General features: G+C 65.8%; 11 protein-coding genes. 5 read left to right on the top strand and 6 right to left on the bottom strand.

All coding sequences use genetic code 11. The features are described from left to right. The first annotated feature begins 34 nt into the window (after nucleotides 1-34). The 5 genes from H7U20_RS17615 (at nucleotide 35) to H7U20_RS17595 (ending at nucleotide 12,494) form a co-directional block, all read left to right on the top strand. A complete protein-coding gene (locus tag H7U20_RS17615) occupies nucleotides 35-4,024 on the top strand; it encodes a hypothetical protein (RefSeq protein ID WP_199760456.1) in 3,990 nt (1,329 codons plus the stop codon). A gap of 6 nt (nucleotides 4,025-4,030) precedes the next feature. Beyond that, nucleotides 4,031-5,560, top strand: coding sequence for a contractile injection system tape measure protein (locus H7U20_RS17610; protein WP_199760455.1), 1,530 nt, complete (start codon nucleotides 4,031-4,033; stop codon nucleotides 5,558-5,560). Between the two features lie 16 nt (nucleotides 5,561-5,576). Next, nucleotides 5,577-8,999, top strand: a complete 3,423-nt coding sequence (locus H7U20_RS17605) for an eCIS core domain-containing protein (RefSeq protein WP_199760454.1) — start codon at nucleotides 5,577-5,579, stop codon at nucleotides 8,997-8,999. A 3-nt stretch (nucleotides 9,000-9,002) separates the two neighbouring features. Continuing rightward, complete coding sequence (locus H7U20_RS17600; protein WP_199760453.1) at nucleotides 9,003-10,322, top strand: ATP-binding protein; 1,320 nt, start codon at nucleotides 9,003-9,005, stop codon at nucleotides 10,320-10,322. A 105-nt stretch (nucleotides 10,323-10,427) separates the two neighbouring features. Continuing rightward, nucleotides 10,428-12,494, top strand: a complete 2,067-nt coding sequence (locus tag H7U20_RS17595; RefSeq protein ID WP_199760452.1) for a sensor histidine kinase — start codon at nucleotides 10,428-10,430, stop codon at nucleotides 12,492-12,494. 60 nt (nucleotides 12,495-12,554) lie between these two features. Here the strand turns inward: H7U20_RS17595 and H7U20_RS17590 are convergent, their stop codons facing one another. The 6 genes from H7U20_RS17590 to vioB all read right to left on the bottom strand — a co-directional run bounded on the left by H7U20_RS17590 (nucleotide 12,555) and on the right by vioB (nucleotide 20,367). Next, nucleotides 12,555-13,028 carry a hypothetical protein gene (locus H7U20_RS17590; RefSeq protein WP_199760451.1) on the bottom strand — a complete coding sequence of 158 codons (474 nt, stop codon included), beginning with the start codon at nucleotides 13,026-13,028 and terminating at the stop codon, nucleotides 12,555-12,557. A gap of 31 nt (nucleotides 13,029-13,059) precedes the next feature. Further along, nucleotides 13,060-14,241: an MFS transporter gene (locus tag H7U20_RS17585; RefSeq protein ID WP_199760450.1), complete on the bottom strand. Its 1,182-nt coding sequence runs from the start codon at nucleotides 14,239-14,241 to the stop codon at nucleotides 13,060-13,062. A gap of 162 nt (nucleotides 14,242-14,403) precedes the next feature. Further along, a complete protein-coding gene (gene vioE, locus H7U20_RS17580) occupies nucleotides 14,404-14,985 on the bottom strand; it encodes a violacein biosynthesis enzyme VioE (RefSeq protein ID WP_199760449.1) in 582 nt (193 codons plus the stop codon). 9 nt (nucleotides 14,986-14,994) lie between these two features. Next, nucleotides 14,995-16,059 carry a tryptophan hydroxylase gene (locus tag H7U20_RS17575; RefSeq protein ID WP_199760448.1) on the bottom strand — a complete coding sequence of 355 codons (1,065 nt, stop codon included), beginning with the start codon at nucleotides 16,057-16,059 and terminating at the stop codon, nucleotides 14,995-14,997. A 53-nt stretch (nucleotides 16,060-16,112) separates the two neighbouring features. Continuing rightward, nucleotides 16,113-17,402 carry an FAD-dependent oxidoreductase gene (locus tag H7U20_RS17570; RefSeq protein ID WP_199760447.1) on the bottom strand — a complete coding sequence of 430 codons (1,290 nt, stop codon included), beginning with the start codon at nucleotides 17,400-17,402 and terminating at the stop codon, nucleotides 16,113-16,115. 1 nt (nucleotide 17,403) lies between these two features. Further along, nucleotides 17,404-20,367 carry an iminophenyl-pyruvate dimer synthase VioB gene (gene vioB / locus H7U20_RS17565; protein ID WP_370593172.1) on the bottom strand — a complete coding sequence of 988 codons (2,964 nt, stop codon included), beginning with the start codon at nucleotides 20,365-20,367 and terminating at the stop codon, nucleotides 17,404-17,406. Nucleotides 20,368-20,401: the final 34 nt, after the last annotated feature.

Genomic DNA, 20,401 nt, shown 5'->3' with positions numbered 1-20,401 from the left:
ACACATACGCCATTTCCGAAAGACGGTGCTGAACATGAAAACTGTCCAAGACACATATCCTGTTTTCGAGGCCAACCAGGTTTTGTCGAACCTGCACCTGAACCAGCTGTTCGACTATCTGAACGAGCAGGAGCGGCTGACCCGGGCCAACCTGATCGGCGTCGGCATCGCCTGCGGCCTGACGCTCAAGCTCGACGACGCCAGCACCACGCTACACCTGGCGCCCGGCTGCGGCATCACCACCGAGGGCTATCTGATCATCGAGGCCGACCCGGTGGCGCTGACCGCCTACCGCGACTACAACCTGCCGCTCGACGTCGACTATCCGCTGCTGCGCGACAAAAGCCAGACCGGCCACCCGTCCTATCCGCTGTGGGAGATGTTCCCGGCCGGCGAACCGGACACCACGCCGCTCGGCAGCCCGGCCAACTTCCTCGACAACAAAGCCGTGCTGCTGTTCGTCGAATTGAAGACGGAGGGGCTGCGCAACTGCAGCCCGAACGACTGCAATGATCGCGGTTCGCAGACGGTGGTCACCATCCGCCGTCTGCTGATCGGCGTGGCCGACCTGGCTAAGGTGATCGCCGAGGGCGCGGGGGCGGGCGGCGGCCTGACCACGGCGGACCTGGAAGCATTGATGGCGGCCCGCCTCAACCTGCCCGACCTGGCGTTGCCGCGCTACGACGTGCCCAGCAGCGCGCCGACCACCTCCGAGCACGTGCTGGCCGCCTTCCACGCGGTGTTCCACGGCGCCCAGCTGGCCACCAACAGCGGGCTGGCGCTGAGCGCCGCCTACCAGGCCTTCAAGCCGCTGCTGCTGGAACGCTATCCCAGCGACCCCTTCGCCGGCTTCGGCGCCAAGTTCGGTTTCCTCGACAACGCCTTCGGCACGGCGGCGCAGATCGTCTTCCTGCAGTACTACTACGACCTGTTCGACGACCTGCTGCGCGCCTACGACGAAATGCGCTGGAAGGGTGTTGAGCTGATCTGCGCCTGCGTGCCGTCCGAGTTGCTGTTCCCGCGCCACCTGATGCTGGGCGTGCCGCGCCCCATCGGCATCAACGCCGCCTTGTACCGCAACGGCTTCACGCCGGCCTGCCACGGCGACCAGCTGGTCGACGAGTTCCTGCTGCTGTTCGGCCGCCTGGTGGGCATGTTGGGCAGCTTCACCCACCAACCGCCGCTGCCGTCGCAGGACGGCGACAGTGCGCTCGACCAGCAGATCCGCATCACGCCCAGCACGCTGGGCTGCGGCCCCTTGGAGCACAAGGCGCTGCCGTACTACTATCGGGTCGACCTCGCGCCGCCGCTGTACCAGCTGTGGAGCCCGACCCGCAGCCGGCGCGGCCGCGCCAATCAAAGCCTGGGCTACCGCAGCGTCGAGTATGTGCCGGCGGCGCCGGCCTTCGTCAGCGAGCCGCTGCGCTTCGATCTGGAGCCGCACAACTTCCTGCGCATCGAGGGCCACCTGGGCAAGCAGTTCCAGTCGGTGCTGACCACCTTGCTGACCCTGAAGACGCGCCACCGCCTGCCGTTCCAGGTGATCGCCCTGCGCACCGGCGCCTTCGACGAGAACGTGGCGCTGCTGGCCGGCGACACGGCACGCTTCCCCGACCTGGAAGCCATGTACGACGTGCTGCGCGAAGAACTGCTGACCAACCTGACCGAGGGCATCCGCTTCCTCTACAACGTGGCGGCCAACACCGCGCTGCCGGCCGGCGTGCCCAAGCATCCACTGCTCAAGCTGCGCGCGCCGAAGTTCGTCTACGACGCCAACACCGTCGGCGCCTGGTACGAAAAATACCTGGCCGGCTTCCTGGCGCGGCCCTACATCGACGTCGACCAGAACCAGATCGATCCGAACGCCGTGTTGATCGTCTACTGCGCGCTGTTCAGCGGCACCGTCGGGCTGCCGGGCGAGTTCTTCGCCCACGCGGTGTCGATCTACTACATGAGCAAGTTGGCCGAGACGCTGCCGGCCAGCCTGGACGTGCTGGCCTTCGCCGACTTCGAGAACAAATGCCAGGACTTGCTGGGTCTGACCCACTTCTTCCGCGACCAGCAAAGCGCCGCCGTGTCGGCCGACCTGCAGCAGTTCATGCCGAAGGAGGAGTTGATCGACCATTTCGACCAGGTGCTGTACGGCGCCAACCTAGGCGCGATGAGGGCGGTACATGACGAGTTCCTCGCTCGCATGCGCCAGCTTAAGCAGCAGCAGGTGCTGGCCTTCTTCCTGCAAAAACATCCCGGCATCCAGCACAAGGCCGGCGTGCCGCTGGGCGGCACCTTCCTGCTGGTGTACCACGAGGCGGTGGCCACGCAGGGCGGCATCGGCACGGCGCTGCCTGTGCTGAACCAAGCTGTGGCCGCGCCGCGCGGCAAACGGCGGGCAGCCGGCAAGACGGCGCTGGCGGCGGTGGACGGCGGGGCGAGTGCCGCCAGCGACGCCAGTACCGCCAGCGCCGCCAGCGCCGCCGGGAATGCCGCCGCCGACGCCGCCCGAAACGCGTCCGGTTTCAACAAGGAGGCGCTGAGTCGTGCTTTGAAGCGCATCGGCGGCGACATCCGCTACGCCCAGGACGCCGACGTGCAGGCGCTGATCGGCAGCCTGGCGGCCGGTACCGGCACTATCTTCTTCCCCGGCGTTATCGGCCAAGTCAGCGATCCCATCGCCGACGCCGTCAAGGCGCTGGCCGACGGCGTGGTGATCGCCGACTTTTTCCTGCCGTATCTCTGCTGCTCCGACGGGCCATGCGTCCAGTACGTGCTGCCGTTGCCGCCGTTGGGCTTGACGATCACGCTGGGCTGCACCGACGCCAACGGCGTCGCGCTGGCCACGCTGACGCCGGCAGGCGGCATGGCGCCGATCAGCTACCAGCTCGACGGCCAGCCCTTCAAGGCGCTGACGCCGACGGTGGCGTTGAGCGTGGGCGAGCACACGCTGGCGATCCGCGACAGCGCCGGCGCCGAGTCGGCGCAGCAGACGGTGGCCGTGCCGTCGACGCTGCGGCTGGGCGAGGCCGACTTCATCGACGACGTGACGAACATGACTTACCAGGTCGGCCTGGCCATCTCCGGCGGAGTGATGCCGTATTTGACCGATTTTGGCACTATCAATATCAATCAATATATCAGTCCGCCAGTGCCCAGCGGCGAGACAGCCATGGTGGCGGTGCGCGACAGCGCCGGTTGTAGCGTCATGCGGGACTACAGCCACGTCGTGGTGGCGCCCTGCGATCTGCCCTGCAAAGGGATCGCGCGGCGCGCCGGCTACCGCTTCTGGCTGCCCGAAGAGGATCCGCAACACCCGTTCCGCGCCTTCCGGCTGGCGGTGCAGGCCTTCAATTTCGACTTCAGGAACGGCCAAGTGGTCGACCTGGGCGCCGACGTGCAGCACATCTTCGAGGCCACCACGGTCGACGACCTGAACAAGAACTACGAGGCGGTGGTGCGCGGCTGGATCCAGCGCATCAACGAGTTGACCGCCAAGGCGATCGGCAACGCCGACTGGCTGCTGCTGGACTACGACAACGCGCTCGAGCTGCCGGCGCTGCGGATCGAGGGCTTCGACTGCCTGGGCTTCAACATCCAGATCGCCTCCGAGTTCAGCCGCCCCAACCAACAGGGCGGCCTGGTGTTCCAGTACGCGCCGGTCGGCACCACCATCAACATCGCCGAGGGCACCGTCCAGGTGCCGGCCTTCAATCCCAGCCACATCGACAAATGCGATCCGTCGCGGCCGGTCACGCCGGTGTGCGGGCCGCTGGATATCGGTCTCAATTTCGACTTGAACGCCGGCGACGGCGAGGTCAACCTCGACGTCGGCGTTTCCAGCGACGTCGAGCTGGTGTCCTTCACCTGGGAGGTGCAGGACTGCTCGCCCTCGATCGTCAGCGGCCGCTCCGCCACCGTATTCATCGTCAGCAACGAGCCGCCGGTAAAGAACGTCCGCCTGTGCGTCTACACCAAGGAGGGCTGCATGGTGGTCCGTTTCGGGCAGGTCAACGTCGGTGGATCGAGCTAGCGCGCCATGCAGCCGAACGCACCCCACAGCATCCTGCGCCAGTATGTCGACGTCAGGGTGGCCGGCAGCGAGGCCGAGGCGCTGGCCTTGCAGGGCCGGCTGGCCGGCCTGTGCGCACAGTGGCTGACGCCGGTGATCGAGCGCGCGCTGGACCGCTGCTGTCCGCCACGCGGCGTGCTGCGCATCGAGCGGCTGGAAGTGGACGCCGGCAGCATCGCGCTGGGACGGCTGGAGCAGGACCTGCCGGCGTTGCTGGAGCGCTGCCTGGACCAGGCCCTGAGCGCGCACCTGGCCGGCGGCGCGGAGGGCGGCCGGGCCGCGCCGCGCCACATCGACACGGCGCTGGCGCTGGACGAGGCCTTGGCCCACTTCCTGCGCTACGGCACGCTGCCGGCCACGCTGCACCTGGCCGCCGGGATGGACTTCGAGGCCAGCCTGCTGGCGGCCTGGCGCGTCGACGGCGGTGCGTTGGCGGCGCCGGGAGCGCCTGCCGCGCCAGGCGGCACGGCGCTGGCCAGCGGCACGGCGTCGGCGCCGCTACGCGCAACGCAGCAATTGACGGCGCTGCCGGCGCCGGCGGCGGAACTGATGGCCGCGCTGCGCGGCGCCAGCGCGTTGCAGCGCCTGACCGGCCAGTTCTCGATCTCCTTCCAACTGGCGCTGCTGGCGCGACTGGCGCCCGGGTTGGCGGCGACGCTGGGCGCCGCCGTGGACGCCGTGGACGCCTTGGGCGCGCTGGCGCCGGGCGGCACTGCGGCCAGCTGTGCCAGGCTGCTGTGCCGCGCCGCGCTGGAGCTGGCGCTGCACGGCCGTGCCGGCGACGCCAGGCTGCCAATCCACGGCGCCTTGTCGCGCGGCTTGCCCGAACAGGCGGCGCGCGCGGCGCTGGCCGCCTTGCGGTCGCCGCTGTCGGCGTCGGACGCCGAACGGCAACGCGGCCCGGCCGTGTTGCGCGCGCCGGCCGCGCTGGTCCGGCCGGCGCGGCCGGGCGGCCGGCGGCTGGCGTCGGCGGCGGAGCAGGCCGGCCAGCACCCGGAGCGCCAGCAGGGCATCTACATCGACAACGCCGGCTTGGTGCTGTTGCATCCCTTCCTGCCAAAGCTGTTCGAAACCTTGGACCTGAGCGAGGGCGAACGCTTGCTGCGGCCGGGCCGGGCGCTGGCCTTGCTGCACTTCCTGGCCAGCGGGCGGACGACGGCGCCGGAGTACGCGCTGGCGCTGCCCAAGCTGCTCTGCCAGTTGCCGTTGACGGCGCCGGTGGAGGATGGCGTGGTGTTGACGGCCGCCGAGTGCGAGGAGGCGGAGGCGATGCTGGCGGCGGTGATACGCCACTGGACGGCGCTGCGCAGCACCTCGGCCGACGGCCTGCGCGGCGCCTTCCTGCTGCGCGCCGGCAAGCTGAGTGAACGCGGCGGCGAGTGCTTGCTGCAGGTCGAGCCGCAGACGGCCGACATTTTGTTGGCCGATCTGCCGTGGGGCGTATCGGCGCTGCGCCTGCCGTGGATGGAGCGCATCCTGTGGGTGGAGTGGACCTAGTGGACAGCCGACAGCCATGAAAACCAGCGCCGAAAAATCCACCACCACCACCACGCCGGCCACGGCGCACCGGGCGGCGCAGCAGCCGTTCTTCCAGAAGGCCGCGTTGGAGGAACGCGCCACGCCGCGCGGCGGCGGCATGGTGCAGGCCAAGTTGAGCGTCAACCAGGCGGGCGACCATTTCGAGCGGGAGGCCGACCGCATGGCCGACCACGTGATGAGCGCGCCGACGATCGTGAAGCCCGAATGGGCCACCGGCCGCGCCAGCGATTGGGCCTCGACGGCCGGCGACCGGCTGCAGAAGAAGGAGGCCGAACGGCCACAGCGCAAAGAGGCCGAGCCAGTGCGGCGCAAGGAAATCGAGCCCGCGCAGCGCAAGGAACCCGAGCGCGTGCAACGCAAGGAGATCGGCGCCGTGCCGAAGGTCGACGGCGCCACCGAGTCGGCGCTGATGAACAAGATGAGTGGCGGCGAGGCGTTGTCGGCGGAGACGCGCGGCTTCATGGAGCCGCGTTTCGGCGCCGACTTCAGCGGCGTGCGGGTGCACCGCGACAAGGAGTCGGCCGGCCTGAGCAACCGGCTCAGCGCGCGCGCCTTCACCTTGCGCAACCACGTCTTCTTCTCCGATAACCAATTCCAGCCCGGTACGCGCGAGGGCAAGCATCTGCTGGCGCACGAGCTGACCCACACCATCCAGCAGGGCCAGTCGGTCCAGCGCAGCCCGCAGCCGGCCCAGCGCGGCGCCGAGCCGGAAATCCAGCGCAGCCCGCAGGTGTCGGCCAACAGCGCCACGCCGGCGGTCCAGCGCCTGGGCATCCAGGACGCGCTCGACTACTTCGCCGACAAGGCCTACAACATCCCCGGCTACCGCCTGCTGACCATCGTCCTGGGCTTCAACCCGATCAACCAGCGCAGCGCCGACCGCAGCGCCGCCAATATCCTGCGTGCCCTGGTCGAGCTGATTCCCGGCGGCGCGCTGATCGCCCAGGCGCTGGAAAACCACGGCGTGTTCACCCGCGCCGGCACCTGGGTCGAGCAGCAGTTGGCGACGCTGGGCGACATCGGCGGCGCCATCGTCGCCGGGCTGGCCCGCTTCATCGACTCGCTCGGCTGGCGCGACATTTTCGACCTGGGCGGCGTATGGGACCGCGCCAAGGCCATCTTCACCAACCCCATCGGCCGGCTGATCGACTTCGGCGCCGGCGTGGTCAGCGGCCTGATGACCATCGTGCGCGAAGTGGTGCTGTTGCCGCTGGCGGCGCTGGCCGAGGGCACCGCCGGCTACGACCTGCTGAAGGCCCTGCTCGGGCAGGACCCGATCACCGGCAAGCCGGTGCCGCGCTCGCCGGAGATCCTGATCGGCGGCTTTATGAAGCTGATCGGCCAGGAGGAGGTGTGGCAGAACATCCAGAAAGGGAACGCCATCGGCCGCGCCTGGGACTGGTTCCAGGGTGCGCTGGAGGGCTTGCTCGGTTTCGCCCGCGCCATTCCGGCCCAGATCATCGCGACGCTGCGCAGCATCACCTGGCAGGACGTGCTGACCATCACCGGTTTGTTCAGCAAGGTGGGACGGGCCTTCCTCAACATCGCCGGCCAGTTCTTCAGCTGGGCCGGCGGGCAGGTCATCACGCTGTTGGAGATCATCTTCTCGGTGGTGGCGCCGCGCGCCGTCCCCTATGTCAAGAAGGCGCAGGGTGCCTTCCGCAGCATCATCCAGAATCCGATCGGCTTCGTCGGCAACCTGGTCAGCGCCGGCAAGCTGGGCTTCCAGAACTTCGCCGCCAACATCGGCGAGCATTTGAAGACGGCGCTGATCAAGTGGATCACCGGGCCGCTGGGCGAGGCCGGCGTCTACATCCCGCAGTCCTTCACGCTGATCGAGATCGTCAAGCTGGTGCTGTCGGTGCTCGGCCTGACCTGGGCCAACATCCGCTCCAAGCTGGTCAAGATCATCCCCGACCCGGTGCTGACGGTGATGGAGAAGACCGCCAGCGTGCTGGTGACCCTGGTGCGCGACGGTCCGGCGGCGGCCTGGCAGGAGATCAAGAACGAGTTGAACGAACTTAAGGACAGTATGATCGCCAAGGTCACCGAGATGGTCACCACCGAGATCGTCAAGGCCGCCGTGACCAAGCTGGTCACCATGCTCAACCCGGCCGGCGCGGTGATCCAGGCGATCATCGCGATCTACAACACGATCACCTTCTTCATCCAGAAGATCAACCAGATCGCCGCCGTGGTGGCCTCCTTCATCGACTCGATCGCCGCCATCGCCTCCGGCCAGATCGGCGGCGCCGCCAAGAGCGTCGAGCAGACCCTGGCCAACACGCTGGTCATCGTGATCGCCTTCCTGGCCAAGTTCGCCGGCCTGGGCGGCATCCCGGACAAGCTGGTCGGCGTGGTCAAGAAAATCCGCGCGCCGATCGACAAGGGCCTCGACAAGATCGTCGCCTGGCTCGGCGTCCTGCTGAAGAAAATCGGCGCGGCGGCCAAGTCGGGCTTGCGCAAGCTGCTCAACTGGTGGAGCAAGAAGGTGCCGGTCAAGGGTGGCGGCGAGAGCCACACGCTGACCTTCGCCGGCGAGGGCAAGGCGGCCAAGCTGGTGCTGCGCTCGGACCCGGCGCTGCCCTCGGTGTTCTTGACCGGCACGGCGGAGAAGCGCCGCCTGGCCGCCGCGAAGAGCGCCAAACCGATCGGCACCGCGCAGACCCACGAGGCGGCGATCACGCCGATCCAGCAGGAGCTCCGGGACCTGGACGACGCCGGCCCCGACTCCACCACCGCCGACACCGCTTCCGGCAAGGCCGCCACCAAGGCCGACAAGCTGGCCAAGCAGCTCGACGGCAAGCTGGCGACCTTGGCGGGCCACATCAGCGCCACGCTGGAGGATTGGCAGGTGAGCGATCCCGAAGTGAAGAAGGACGATATCGCCATCACCCGCGGCAGTTTCAGCTTCCAGCAGAAGGTGCGCATCGGCGCGCAGCACGCCGATCAGGGCGAACTGGTTTACGACAGCAAGAAGAAAGCCTGGAGCAAGCTGGGTACGCGCGACGGCGCCCGCCTGGGACGGCGCCACGTGATCTCGGCGCACGACATGTCGAGCCACTACAACACCGCGCTGGTCGGCAAGAAGGTTTCCGAGGCCAAGGTGCTGCTGGAGCAGCGCGGCTCGGTGGGCGAGGCGCTGACCCCGGTGCCCGACCTGAAACTGGCCTCCTTGCAGGGTTCCGCCAAGACGCGCTACAACAAGTTCTTCGGCTACGCCCGCAACCTGTTCATCGGCGACCAGCTGGAGAACAGCATGCTGCAGGCGAAGATCGACCCCTTCCATCCCGAGATGGCGGGCAGCGACAAGAAGCTCGACGAGCACGTGCGCCACATCAAGCGCGGCTGGGCGCTGGACGGCGGCTTGAAGGTCACCGGCCTGGACGAGGGATAGCGGATGTCCGCCGTCAACCTGCAAACCGCCTTGCACTACCTGCGCGCCATCATCCTGGCGCGGCTGCGCGACGCCGCGCCGGACGAGCTGGAACGCTCCGTCAACGACACCGCCTGGTACGACGACGGCTCGCCGTTCGCCGGCTTCATCGAGAGCCACCAGCCGGCCTTCGAGGAATACATCGTGCTGCTGCTGGCCTTGTCGCCGAATGTGCATCCGACCTTTTTGAACGACGTCATCGCCAGCCACCTGCCCGACGGCGGCGACTTCGCCGCGTTCGGCGGCGTGCGCGTCAACGGCCACCGTGGCGTCATCCCCACCGGCGAAACGGCGCAGTTCATCCTGGCCGGCGACAATCTGGTCAACCGCCTGCAGGTGCAGCGCATGCTGGGCGGCGGCCACTGGTTCGCCCGCCAGCGCGTGCTGTGGCTGGAGCCGGTGGCCGAGGGCGAGCCGGCCATGAGCGGGCGGCTGATCCTGGCGCCGGAGGTGGTCGAGCTGCTCACCGTCGGCGCGGTCAGCAAGCCGCGCTTCTCCAGCGCCTTCCCGGCCGAGCTGCTGGAGACGGCGATGGAGTGGGACGACCTGGTGCTGAATCCGGACACGCGGCGGCAGATCCGCGACATCGAGCACTGGACCGTGCACAAGGACACCCTGCTGCGCGACTGGGGCATGGGCCGCAAGATGAAGCCGGGCTACCGCGCCCTGTTCTACGGCCCGCCCGGCACCGGCAAGACGCTGACGGCGACCCTGCTGGGCAAGCAAACCGGCCTGGAGGTCTACCGCATCGACCTGTCGCGGGTGGTCTCGAAGTTCATCGGCGAGACCGAGAAGAACCTGGCCAAGCTGTTCGACAAGGCCGAGAACAAGCGCTGGATTTTGTTCTTCGACGAGGCCGACGCGCTGTTCGGCAAGCGCACCGACATCCGCGACGCCCACGACAAGTACGCCAACCAGGAGGTGGCGTTTCTGCTGCAGCGCATCGAGAGCTACAACGGCCTGGTGATCCTGGCCACCAACCAGCGCGCCAACATCGACGACGCCTTCGTGCGCCGCTTCCAGGCGATCATCCACTTTCCGCTGCCCGGCGTGAGCGAGCGCGAGGCGATCTGGCGCAAGAGCATGCCGCCGCAGATCACCCTGGCCGACGACCTGCGCTGGCCGGCGGTGGCGGCCAGCCACGAGTTGAGCGGCGCCGGCATCCTGAACATCTGCCACTACTGCGCGCTGCAAGTGTTGGCAAATGACAACGTTGTGCTGTCCGCCGCCGCGCTCGAGGCCGGCGTGATGCGCGAGTATGTCAAGGAGGGCAGGGTGTTCTGAGGCGGCGCGCGGCAGTTTGTGTTTGCCAGCGCGGGCCGATGTCCTATACAGTGGGAGCCAGCGGCGCCGTCGCGGTGGGGACGGGCGGCCCGATCTGGAGGGGCTATGTCGGCATCAAACATGCATCCCCCCGTCGCCGGGCGGGATGTCAAGGCGCACGCGGAGGCGCAGCTGCAACTGGTGCGCGAGTACCTGACCGGCTTTGAGCTGGCCCACTTCTCCTCGTCGCTGCACCTGATCCGCCAGATGCCGCTGGCGCCCGGCCAGGCGCTGGAGCTGGAGGCTTTCCAGATCCTGGCGCAGTCGCTGGACGACGACAGCCAGCCCAACGAGCTGCTGCTGCGCGCCAAGAGCCTGCAGATGCAGGCCCAGTCGGAGAATTTCCCGATGGCCCAGGCCGCCGCCTGGCGCGCCCTGCAATGGGTGCAGACCCGCATGCGCCTGTACCACGCCGCGCTCGACAGCGTGGCCAGGGCCGGCGAGCTGTACCAACGTTGCGGCCACGACAAGCTGGCCGTGCAGATGCGGGCGATCCGCTGCACCGTGTTGTTCAGCTCCGAGATGTATGTCGAGCTGCGGCAGATCTGCGCCCAGTTGCTCGGCCATCCGGACGGGCTGGCGGTGCCGGTGCGCGCCTTGCTGCTGAATTACTCCGCCTCGGCCGCCTACTATCTGGCCATCGAGGAGGACGACGAGGACGGCGCCGCACCCTACTGGAACGACTGCCTGGCGCTGCGCCGGCAAGCGCTGGCGCTGGCCTGCGCCGAGGGCCTGCACTACCATGAGGGCCTGGCGCTGCTGAATCTGGCGGTGGTGACGGCGACGCTGGGACGGGCGGCCGCGAGCCGCGAGCATCTGCGCCAGTTCCACCGCCGGGTCGCGCCGGCCAATATGCAGCCTTACTGGCTGTTGGGACTGCGCCTGTGCGAGGTGCTGCTCGGCTGCGTCGAGCGGCCGCGCGAGCAGGCCTGGGCCACGCTGCTGGCATTCGACGCCGAGCTGGCGCTGGAGCCGCCGCATAGTATCGGCTCGCGCGAAATCATCGCCCACACCATCCGCCGCTACGGCCGCCAGTGGGGCTATCTGGAACAGACGCTGCAAACCTGCATCAGGCAGGTGCGGGTCGAGCGGCGCCACAAGCGCGAGCTCGCCAACGCGCTGGGCGAGACCATCAACGCCGTCATGGAGCGTCCCCATTTGCAGCAAGAGAACGCCCAGCTGGCGCAGCACGGCACGGCGCTGGAGAACTCGCTGGCGCTGCGCAACGTCGAATTGAGCAACGCCCTGTGCAAGGTGCAGGCCGAGGTCAGCGTGCGGCTGGCGGCCGAGGCGGCGCTGCGCCGCGCCCACGACGAGCTGGAGGGCCAGGTGCGCGAGCGCACCGCCGCGCTGGAGCTGGCCATGCGCTCGCTGATGCAACAGGAGAAGCAGATGGGCATGTCGCGCATGGTGGTCGGCATGGCGCACGAGATGAACACGCCGCTGGGCAACGCCCGGCTGGCCGCCAGCGCCATCGCCGAGCAGGGCCTGGAGCTGCGCGACAACCTGGCCGGCGGCACGCTGCGGCGCAGCCAGTTGCAGGCGCTGCTGTCGCACGTGACCGACGGCGGCGCGCTGCTGGAGCGCGCCATCAGCCAGATCGGCGCGCTGGTCGAGCGCTTCAAGGGGTTGTCCAGCCATCCCGAGCAGGAGGCTTGCGGCCGCTTCGACATGGCCGAGTTGCTGCGCATGTGCCACGGCCACTGGCAGCCGCTGCTGGACACCCAGTCGGTGCGGCTGCGGCTGGAGTTGCCCGACGAGTTATGGCTGAACGGCTACGCCAACGGTTGCCGCCAAGTGTTCCAGCAATTGTTTGAGAACAGCATCTACCACGGCTTCAAGGGACGCGGGCATGGCGAGATCGTGGTCAGCGCCCGCAGCGAGGGCGGCGAGCTGCTGATCGAGTGGGCCGACGACGGCAACGGCATCGCCGCCGAGCATCTGGACAAGGTGTTCGAACCCTTCTTCACCACCCAGCTGGGCCAGACCGGCGCCGGCCTGGGCCTGGCCAGCGTGCACAGCCTGGTGGTCGACATGATGAAGGGCCGCGTGGCGATCACCAGCGTGGCGGGAGAGGGAACCCGCGTGCTGCTGCGGCTGCCGCTGGCGGGCAGCGCGGCGGATTTACCGTAGCATTGATCGACTTCGCCCTGGTCCGCCGCGCTGGCGCCGCCTCTTCGGGCGCCATGGCCGCTAGGACAACTCATCTTCGTTGCCTTGCCTTTTTATGAAAGCCGTTTCAAACTCGTTCAGCATCTTTAAGATCTTCGGCAGCAGCGCGCCATTGTGAAGTGTCGGATTATCAACATAGGTCTTCATCAGGTAATACTCTTTCAGATTGTTGATCTTGCCCCTCTCGATGAGACGGTTAAACTGCTTGAAATTTTTCAGCCGCAGCTCCGAGAGCGTCGGCGCACCAATCTCGCCAAGCTCTTTGTCCCATTTCGCCACTGCGGCAGGCGGGGCCTCCGACGTCCACTCAAGACAATCGGCCAAGGCTACCAGGACCCCGGCTTGGGTACGTTTTGGTGCTTTGGCTTCGTCTTCTTCGATTAAATATAGCGGATGTAGCTTGGGATCTTTATTCGACACCAATTGCTCGTAAAAATAGCCCAACGCTTTCTTTAGCGCGCCGTATTCTTCTGCGGTGATGTCTTTTTTTTTCATTCCCTCATTCATCACATGGGCTGGGTCAAATTCAATCGGCGCGAACCGTGAATGCGACCGAATCCGGCTCGCGCGACTTTTGGCCGAGGTAGGGCAGCAAGCTGATGAGTCCAAGCACCGCCAGCGCGACACCTACCCAAAGCGGCGAGCGCAAACCGTAGCCGGTGGCAATCCCGACTCCGCCGACCCACGAGCCGAGGCCCAGGCCGATGTTGATGACGGAGGTGTGTATGGTGTTGACCAGCGGCCCGGGATGCGCGGTCTTCATCACGCGAGCGATGATGGCGGGATTCATCGACATGCCGACCAGGCCGATCACGACCAGCAAAGCAACGCTGATGGTTTGGTTGTCAGCAAAGACGGCAAACAGTGCCAGGCTGACGCTCAAAACGATCAGGCCCCAGACCATGATGGGGATGGTGTACTGGTCGGCAAAACGACCCACCACGCCATTGCCCACCACGTTCGCAAAGCCATACACGCCCAGCAACCAGGGAATCGAGGACGGCGGAAAGCCGGTAATCTCGGTGAGGATCGGTATGAAGTAGCTGAAGGCCGCGAAAATCGCGCCGATGATGAGGCCACTGCTGGCATAGGCCGCCCACAGGTGGCGATTCCTGAACTCGACCAGTTCGTCGCCGAGGCTGACTTTTTCAGTCGCTCTGGAGCGCGGCACCATGAGCGCGATGAGGACCATGCACAAGGCCGCCAGGATAACCACCAGCCAGAAGCTTGCGCGCCATCCCATTTTCTGGTCGATCAGCGTGGTGACCGGCATGCCGACCACCGAAGCGAGCATGAGCCCGCCGATGACGACGGCCGCGGCGCGCCCGCGCGATTTGGCGTTGACGATATCGGCACAGATCGCCAAGGCCACGCCGAAGCAGGCCGAGGCGGCCACGCCGGTGGCGACCCGCGCGACGGCCATGATGTCATAGCTGGTGGCCGAGGCGGCGACGGATTGGGCAATGGTGTAGAAGCCCAGCAGCCAAAGCAGCCCTTTTTTATTCGTGATCCGCAGTTTGAGCATGCCAATGGTGATCAGTGGCCCACCGACGACCATGCCGATGGCGTAGAGCGAGATCAGATAGCCGATCTGTGTCACCGATTCGCCCAGCGCCAGGGCCAGTGACGGCATCATGCCCGCCACCATGAATTCGGAAGTGGTCAACGAGAAGATCGTTAACCCTAGAATGTAGACAACCAACGGCATATGGGCTTCCTTCGAGAGTAATTATTGCTGAAACTGAAATGGGCAGTACGGACGGGGACACTGCCCATGAGGCCGGACTCAGGACGCCGAAGATGCGCGTCCATAAGTCGAGCCGATTTGTCGTTCCGCCGATGCGGAACGACGGTCTTAACGCGATGGCAACTAGTTTTTTTCCAACGTGAAAACACTGTCCGCAATGTCGCCGGCAAAGAAGTTCGGAAAGTCGCGTACCGAAAGATGCTCGGCGTCGTTGCCGGTGACCATGCGCAGCAGGCGGTTGCTGCCGGCCTGGAGGTAGAACACCGACGACGCTTTGCCCGGCCGCTCCAGCACCCAGGCGTCCGCCGCTTGCCCCAGCACGGTGTGACTGCCGTCATGCCGCGCATTGCCGTCAAGCAGGATCGCCTGCGGCAGGAACAGCTCACGGAACGGCGTCACCTCGTCGGCCAGCGCCGTCTCGTACAGCTTGACGCCCGCCGGCTCCGCCTCCCTGGCGTAGGCCACTTTCTGCTTGCGGCTTTGGCCCAGTCTGGCGTCGCCGAGTTCCGACATCCACAGCCGGTGCCCGGTTTCCTTTTCCGACCAGGGATTGAACAGGCCGTCGATGCGGCAAATGTTGCGGGCATAGTCGAACCAGCAATAGCCGGAGGTGACCTGGTCCTCTGGCTGCATCGGCAACCAATAGGAGATATAGGCGCTGCTCCATTGCATCGGCAGCAGCGGCGGCGCGGCGTGTTTTGGCATGGCGGCTCCCTATCGACCCAGGGCGTAGCCGAGGGTGCCCATCAGCGCGTCCTGCAGCGGCGGGAAATTGTTGCGGCGGGCGTCGAAGCTGGCGGTCAGATCCTCGTTGCTCAGTCCGATACGCTCGCCCACGCTTTCAAACCACAGGCGGCTGCTGTTGGCATGGTTTTTGAACAACTGCACCAAGGGTACCACGCGGCTGTTGAAGTTTTCCAGGGCGGCGGCCGTGTCGGCTTCGGCGCTGAGGGTTTTCACCAGCAGCAGGGCGACCGTCACCGCCATGGTGGTGCCGTGGCCGATCGAGAAGTGGCCCGATTGCAGCGCATCGCCGATCAGGACAAACTTGCCGTCGTAGGCCAGGTCGTGGCCGAGGTCCATGAAGGTGCGCCAGCCTTGGCCGGGCTGGCTGATCAGCTCGTGTTCACCCAGTTCGGCCTCGAAGGTCTTGGCGAGATAGGCGGCGACCTGGCTCTCGGAACGCATCTCCAGCTCGGCCTTGGCATACGTCTGCTCATCGCACTCGACGATAAAGGTACTCATCGTGTCCGAGTATTTGTAGGCATGGCCGATGAAAATGCCATTGGCATTGCTGCGGAACACCAGGTTCATCTGGTCGAAGCGCTGCTTGGTGCCGTACCAGATGTACTTGTTGCGCCCGAAATCGATCTGCGGCGTCAGCGCCGGCGGCAACTCCACCGATTTGTGGTTGACGCCGTTCGACACCACCACCAGGTCGTACTCGGCTTCCAGCTGCGCCGTGCTGGCCAGCGGCGTTTCGTAATTGATCGTGATGCCGGCCGCCACGCATTTGGCGCGCAGCGCCTGCACCAGGGCGCGGCGTTCGACGCCGCACAAGGTGATGCCGGTGCTCATCAGGTTTGGCTGATTGTTGTGCACCAGTTTGAACTCTTCGATGAACTGCGGATTGAGCAGTTCCGGCTGTTCCAGGTAGGACAGCGGATTGGCGGGATGGCGCGGCGGCCGTCCCGGCAACACGACACCCCAGCCCGGTACTTCTTCCTGGGTATTCTTTTCCGCAATGCTGATGTCCCAGTCGGGTTTGGCTTGCTTCATTTGACTGGCAAAGATTAGTCCTGCTGGCCCGGCGCCGATGACGAGAATTTTCATTAATTTACCCTTCCAAGTTTGTACCAAACGTTTTGTTTCTTCTGGATTTGCTGCAGCTCATCGTAGGGAACCGATGTGAAGTACAGTTTCTCCGCCATGTCGGGCGGATAAACGCGGGGGAATTTCTTGTGCATATAGCGGGTGTACCGGGTTTGCAGGAAGAAAATCAGATTCGGGTTGCTCAGCGCCTCGTAGTTGGCGATCGCCATGTCCTGCATGGCGTCCGCCTGCACCTTGCGCTGGTGGGTGAACTCGGACAAGGCCAGGCCGAAGGCGTCGCCGTGCTGTTCCAGCAAAGTGATCAGGACGTAGACGTCTTCCAGCGCCATGTTCATGCCCTGGCCGAGGAAGGGCGCGGTGGCATGCGCCGCATCGCCGATCAGCAGGACATTGCCCTTGTAATGGAAGGTGCTGGAACGGACATTGATGAGGTCGTTGCTGGGCAGGGTGAAGAACTGCTCCAGCAGCTCTTGCCGGCTGGCCGCCGGCAGGATGCCGAAGTAGCGGCTGAAGAACTCGGCCATGGCTTCGCGGTTTTTCGTGTTCAGGCTGGTTTCGCCGGAGTAGGGCAGGCAAATGGCGAAGCTGATGCTGCCGTTGGGGATGGTGGCGGCGCGGCCGGCAAACAGGCCCTTGGAATCCATGCCGAAGAAATACAGCAGATCCTTCCGGAAGCCGAGTTCCGATGCGTTCGGCAGCACCAGGGTCTTATAGCCGTGGCGGAAGAAAGTCTGCTTGAACTCGAAGCGCCGCATGCCGCTTTGCATGGCGCGGCGCACCGCCGAGTGGGCGCCGTCGGCGCCGATGATCAGGTCGCCTTGCAGATGCTGCAGGGCGCCGTCCGGACCCTGGATCAGCACGCTTTTGCCTTCCAGGTCGACATCCAGGCATTTATGCTCGAAGTGGTATTGCACCTTGTGTATGACGGCGTATTTGTTCAACAGGCGCTGGAACGCGGTCCGGTCCAGCGACAGGGGGAACATGCCTTCGAGCGGGGTCAGCTCGCGCACCTTGTGTTGGCCGCCGACGGAAAACGCCATGCCGATGACGGGTTCGCCACATTGCTCCAGCTCCTGCCGGCTGATGCCGGCGGCCAGCACCGCCTTGATGCCGCGCACGGTCATGCTGACGCCGATGGCGCGCGAGTTGACCGGATCGGCGTTGGCCGAGTCCACCAGCAGCGGATCGCCGCGCTTTTCGACAACGTGCACCTCGTGGCCGCGTTGCGCCAGATAGACGGCGGTCAGGCTACCCGCCAGGCCACCGCCGACGATTATTATTTTATGCATTTCAGGCCTCCCTAGACATCTTTCCCCGAGATAAATCGGTCAATTGCTGATTAAAGAATTCCAACATTTCTATCTGCGCGATGCCGACCACATCGGCCTCAAGGCCGCGGGCGTACTGCGCCAGCGCCAGGCATTTCTGCGCCAGCATTTCGCATCCCAGGCTGTAGTCGCCGCTGATCTGGCCGCTGAGCGGTTCTGGCACCGGCGGTCCGGCGTTGCGGCCGGGCAGGCCGGACGGCATGTTCATCAGCGCCGCCGACACCGGCCGCAGCAAACCGGTCATGATGTCGATGGAGGCGTTCATCAGGCGCGAACGGCGCAGGCTGCCCAGCGGCTGCTGCGCGAAATGCAGGGCCATCAGCGAGAAGGTCAGTTCATAGCAGCCTTGATACAGCTGCATCAGCGAACGGGCCTTGGCATCGGTCACCACGGTGCAGTCGGCGCGCGCTGCCAGCACCGGATTTTTCAGCGCCGGCACGGCCGGTTCGAACGGCTTCGCGCGGGCCGAAAACTTGCCGGCCATGGCGCGCAGCCGCTGGAAATGCGAGGTGGCGAAGTGCGGTGAATCGACCGCCACGCCTTCGCCCTGCTCGGTGACGAAGTCGATCGCGAACAGCGCGCTGTCGCGGTCGCACACATCCAGCTGATAGCCGGGATAGGCGCGGTTGGTCAGCTCTTTCAGGAACAGGTGGTGTTCGCCGCCGCTCTTGCCGCCGTTGCCGGTGAACAGATCCGGCAGGTCGGCGACGGCCCGACGGATGGCGATATAGAACGCGGCGATGGATTTTCCTGGCGTGGGAAGATAGTCGGGCCATTCGAAACGCACGAATCTGGCCAGCACATGCTCGGAAAACGGCTCGAACGAAAATTCCGTGTCCAGGCCGAAGCGCTGCCGCGCCTGCTGTCCCAGCAACGGGGTGCCGGCGTAGAAGGGCTCGCCGAGCGCCATCAGCACATTGTTCACCAACAGGTAGTGAATCATTTCTTCATGGGCGATTTCGAGCAGCGCGCCGCGCGCGCCGCTGTTGCGGCGCCGGTCTTCGGTGCCGCAGGCCAGCTCCAGCTCGTCGGCCAGCCAGCGGCCTGCCTCGACCAGTTTCGCCCCCTGCTCATAGTTGGGAATGGTGTAAGCGGCATACAGGTACTGCAGCATCAGCGACAGTTCCAGGTCGATGGCCTTTTTCAACTCGCCGATCAACTCGGCCTTGCTGGCGATGACATGGGCGGTGCCCGGTTCCGGCTCGGCCGCCTTGGCGGCGGCTTCGACCTGGGTCAGGTATTTCAGGAACAGGCGCGATTTCGGCAACGACAGCTCGCGGGTGCTCGGCATGTAGTAGCTTTTGTCGCGGTTCTGCGGATCGCACATCTGCCACATCAGGCGCGAATAGGTTTCGCACTTGCAATGGTCCGCCAGGCTGAACACCTTGTCCGACATGAAGGGATACACCAGCTCGTAATAGCTCATCACATGCTGGTAGAGGAAGGCGTAGTCGACCTGTGCGGCCGGCACCTCGTCCAGATGCCAGTCATCGGGCAGCACGCGGGCGCCGATGAACTGTGCTTCCCTGCCTTCGCCGAGCATGACGCGGGTGGCGCCGGAACGCCGGCCGGTCAGGGTCAACTCGGCGTAGCCGTGCCCCAGCACCGAGGGGCCCAGCCGCGCGGCCAGCAATTCGCCGTCTTGCGCCGCCGCCGTCAGCGCGGGATGCGCCGCCAGCTCGCCGCGGAAACGGCTTTGCAGCGTGATCGTCTGCGGAAAGTCCTGCCGCTTTTGCCGGTTGGGGGCTTCCAGATATAGATGGTTGCTGTCGGATTGCAGCACCCAATCGGTTTCGTCCCACTGCGCCTGCGCGCTGCCCAGGCTGAGCGAGCTGGAGGCCGTGGCGGCGTGCAGCAGCGGCACGTCGAATACGCCGTGATGGCGCCAGTAATCCAGATACAGCTGCTCGGGGATGCGGGCGATCAGCGTGCCGCCGGCGTCGTGCAGCAGCAGATCGCCCAGCGCCAGCTTGCCGCCCAGGACATGCGTGGGATGCTGTTCGGATACGGCGCCGGCGGCGCGGGTGGTGAAGGGAACGGCGGTCGGCATGTTGACCGAGACCCGGTCGGCATGCACCTTCACCAGCACCGGCCCCAGGCTGCCTTGGCGCGGCAGCAGCAGGCGGCCGGCCGGATAGGTGGCCAGCTCGTCCCGGCGCCAGAGGCCGATGCTGCCGGTCAGGTCGTAGAACACCGGCGAATCGGGCTTTTGCGGCGTCGACATATTGAACAAGGCATACTGGACCGTCAGCCCCAGCACATCCTCGTCGGCCAGGGCCTGTTGCAAGGCGCGCATGCTGGCCGGCAGGGCCGTGTCCGGATTGAAGAGGAAATTCGCGTCCTGCTTCGCCACGGAAAACTGGAACAGCCGGGTGCGGCCGAATTCATCGTCAAGAAAATGCCCGTTGCGTTCGGTGATATGGCCGCCGCCTAGCCAGCGGACCGAGTGCGCCTGCGGGATGTCGGCACTGAACAGGGTGGGCGTGTTGGGCGTGGCCTGCTGGTCGCTCAGGGTGAACTGGCCGGCGTAGATCAGCGTGGTGTCGGGCTGGCCGGGGTTGTTGTCGACCCAACGGGCGCGGTTGAACGTGGTCCGCAGATAGTCGTTGTAATGCCCCCACAGGCCCAACTTGGCGCCGACCAGGCTGTCCCCGGTATCGACTTCGCCATCGCGCAGCTGAACGCCGGTGATCCTGGCGTTTTCCCATGAAAAATGATTATTGCCGCAAAAATTGTAACCGGCCGCCTGACTGAAAATCCCGTCCGGATCTGGCTTGCCCGCCGCGTCGAAGCGGGGGGCAAGCTGTTTCAGGTGCGTATGGAATTCAGACGGCGCCCGGCTCAAATCGACGGGTTCGCCCGCCATCGATACCGCGTTGGTGGCGATATCGATGTTGCCGTGCGTATTGCGATTCGCAGTAGGCACGTTGGCGCGGGCAAATCCGCGAAAATGAAAACGC

Source organism: Rugamonas violacea, assembly GCF_016461825.1.
Lineage (GTDB): Bacteria > Pseudomonadota > Gammaproteobacteria > Burkholderiales > Burkholderiaceae_D > Rugamonas.
The sequence above is the reverse complement of the archived record's forward strand: the minus strand, read 5'-3'. Positions and strand labels throughout refer to the sequence as shown.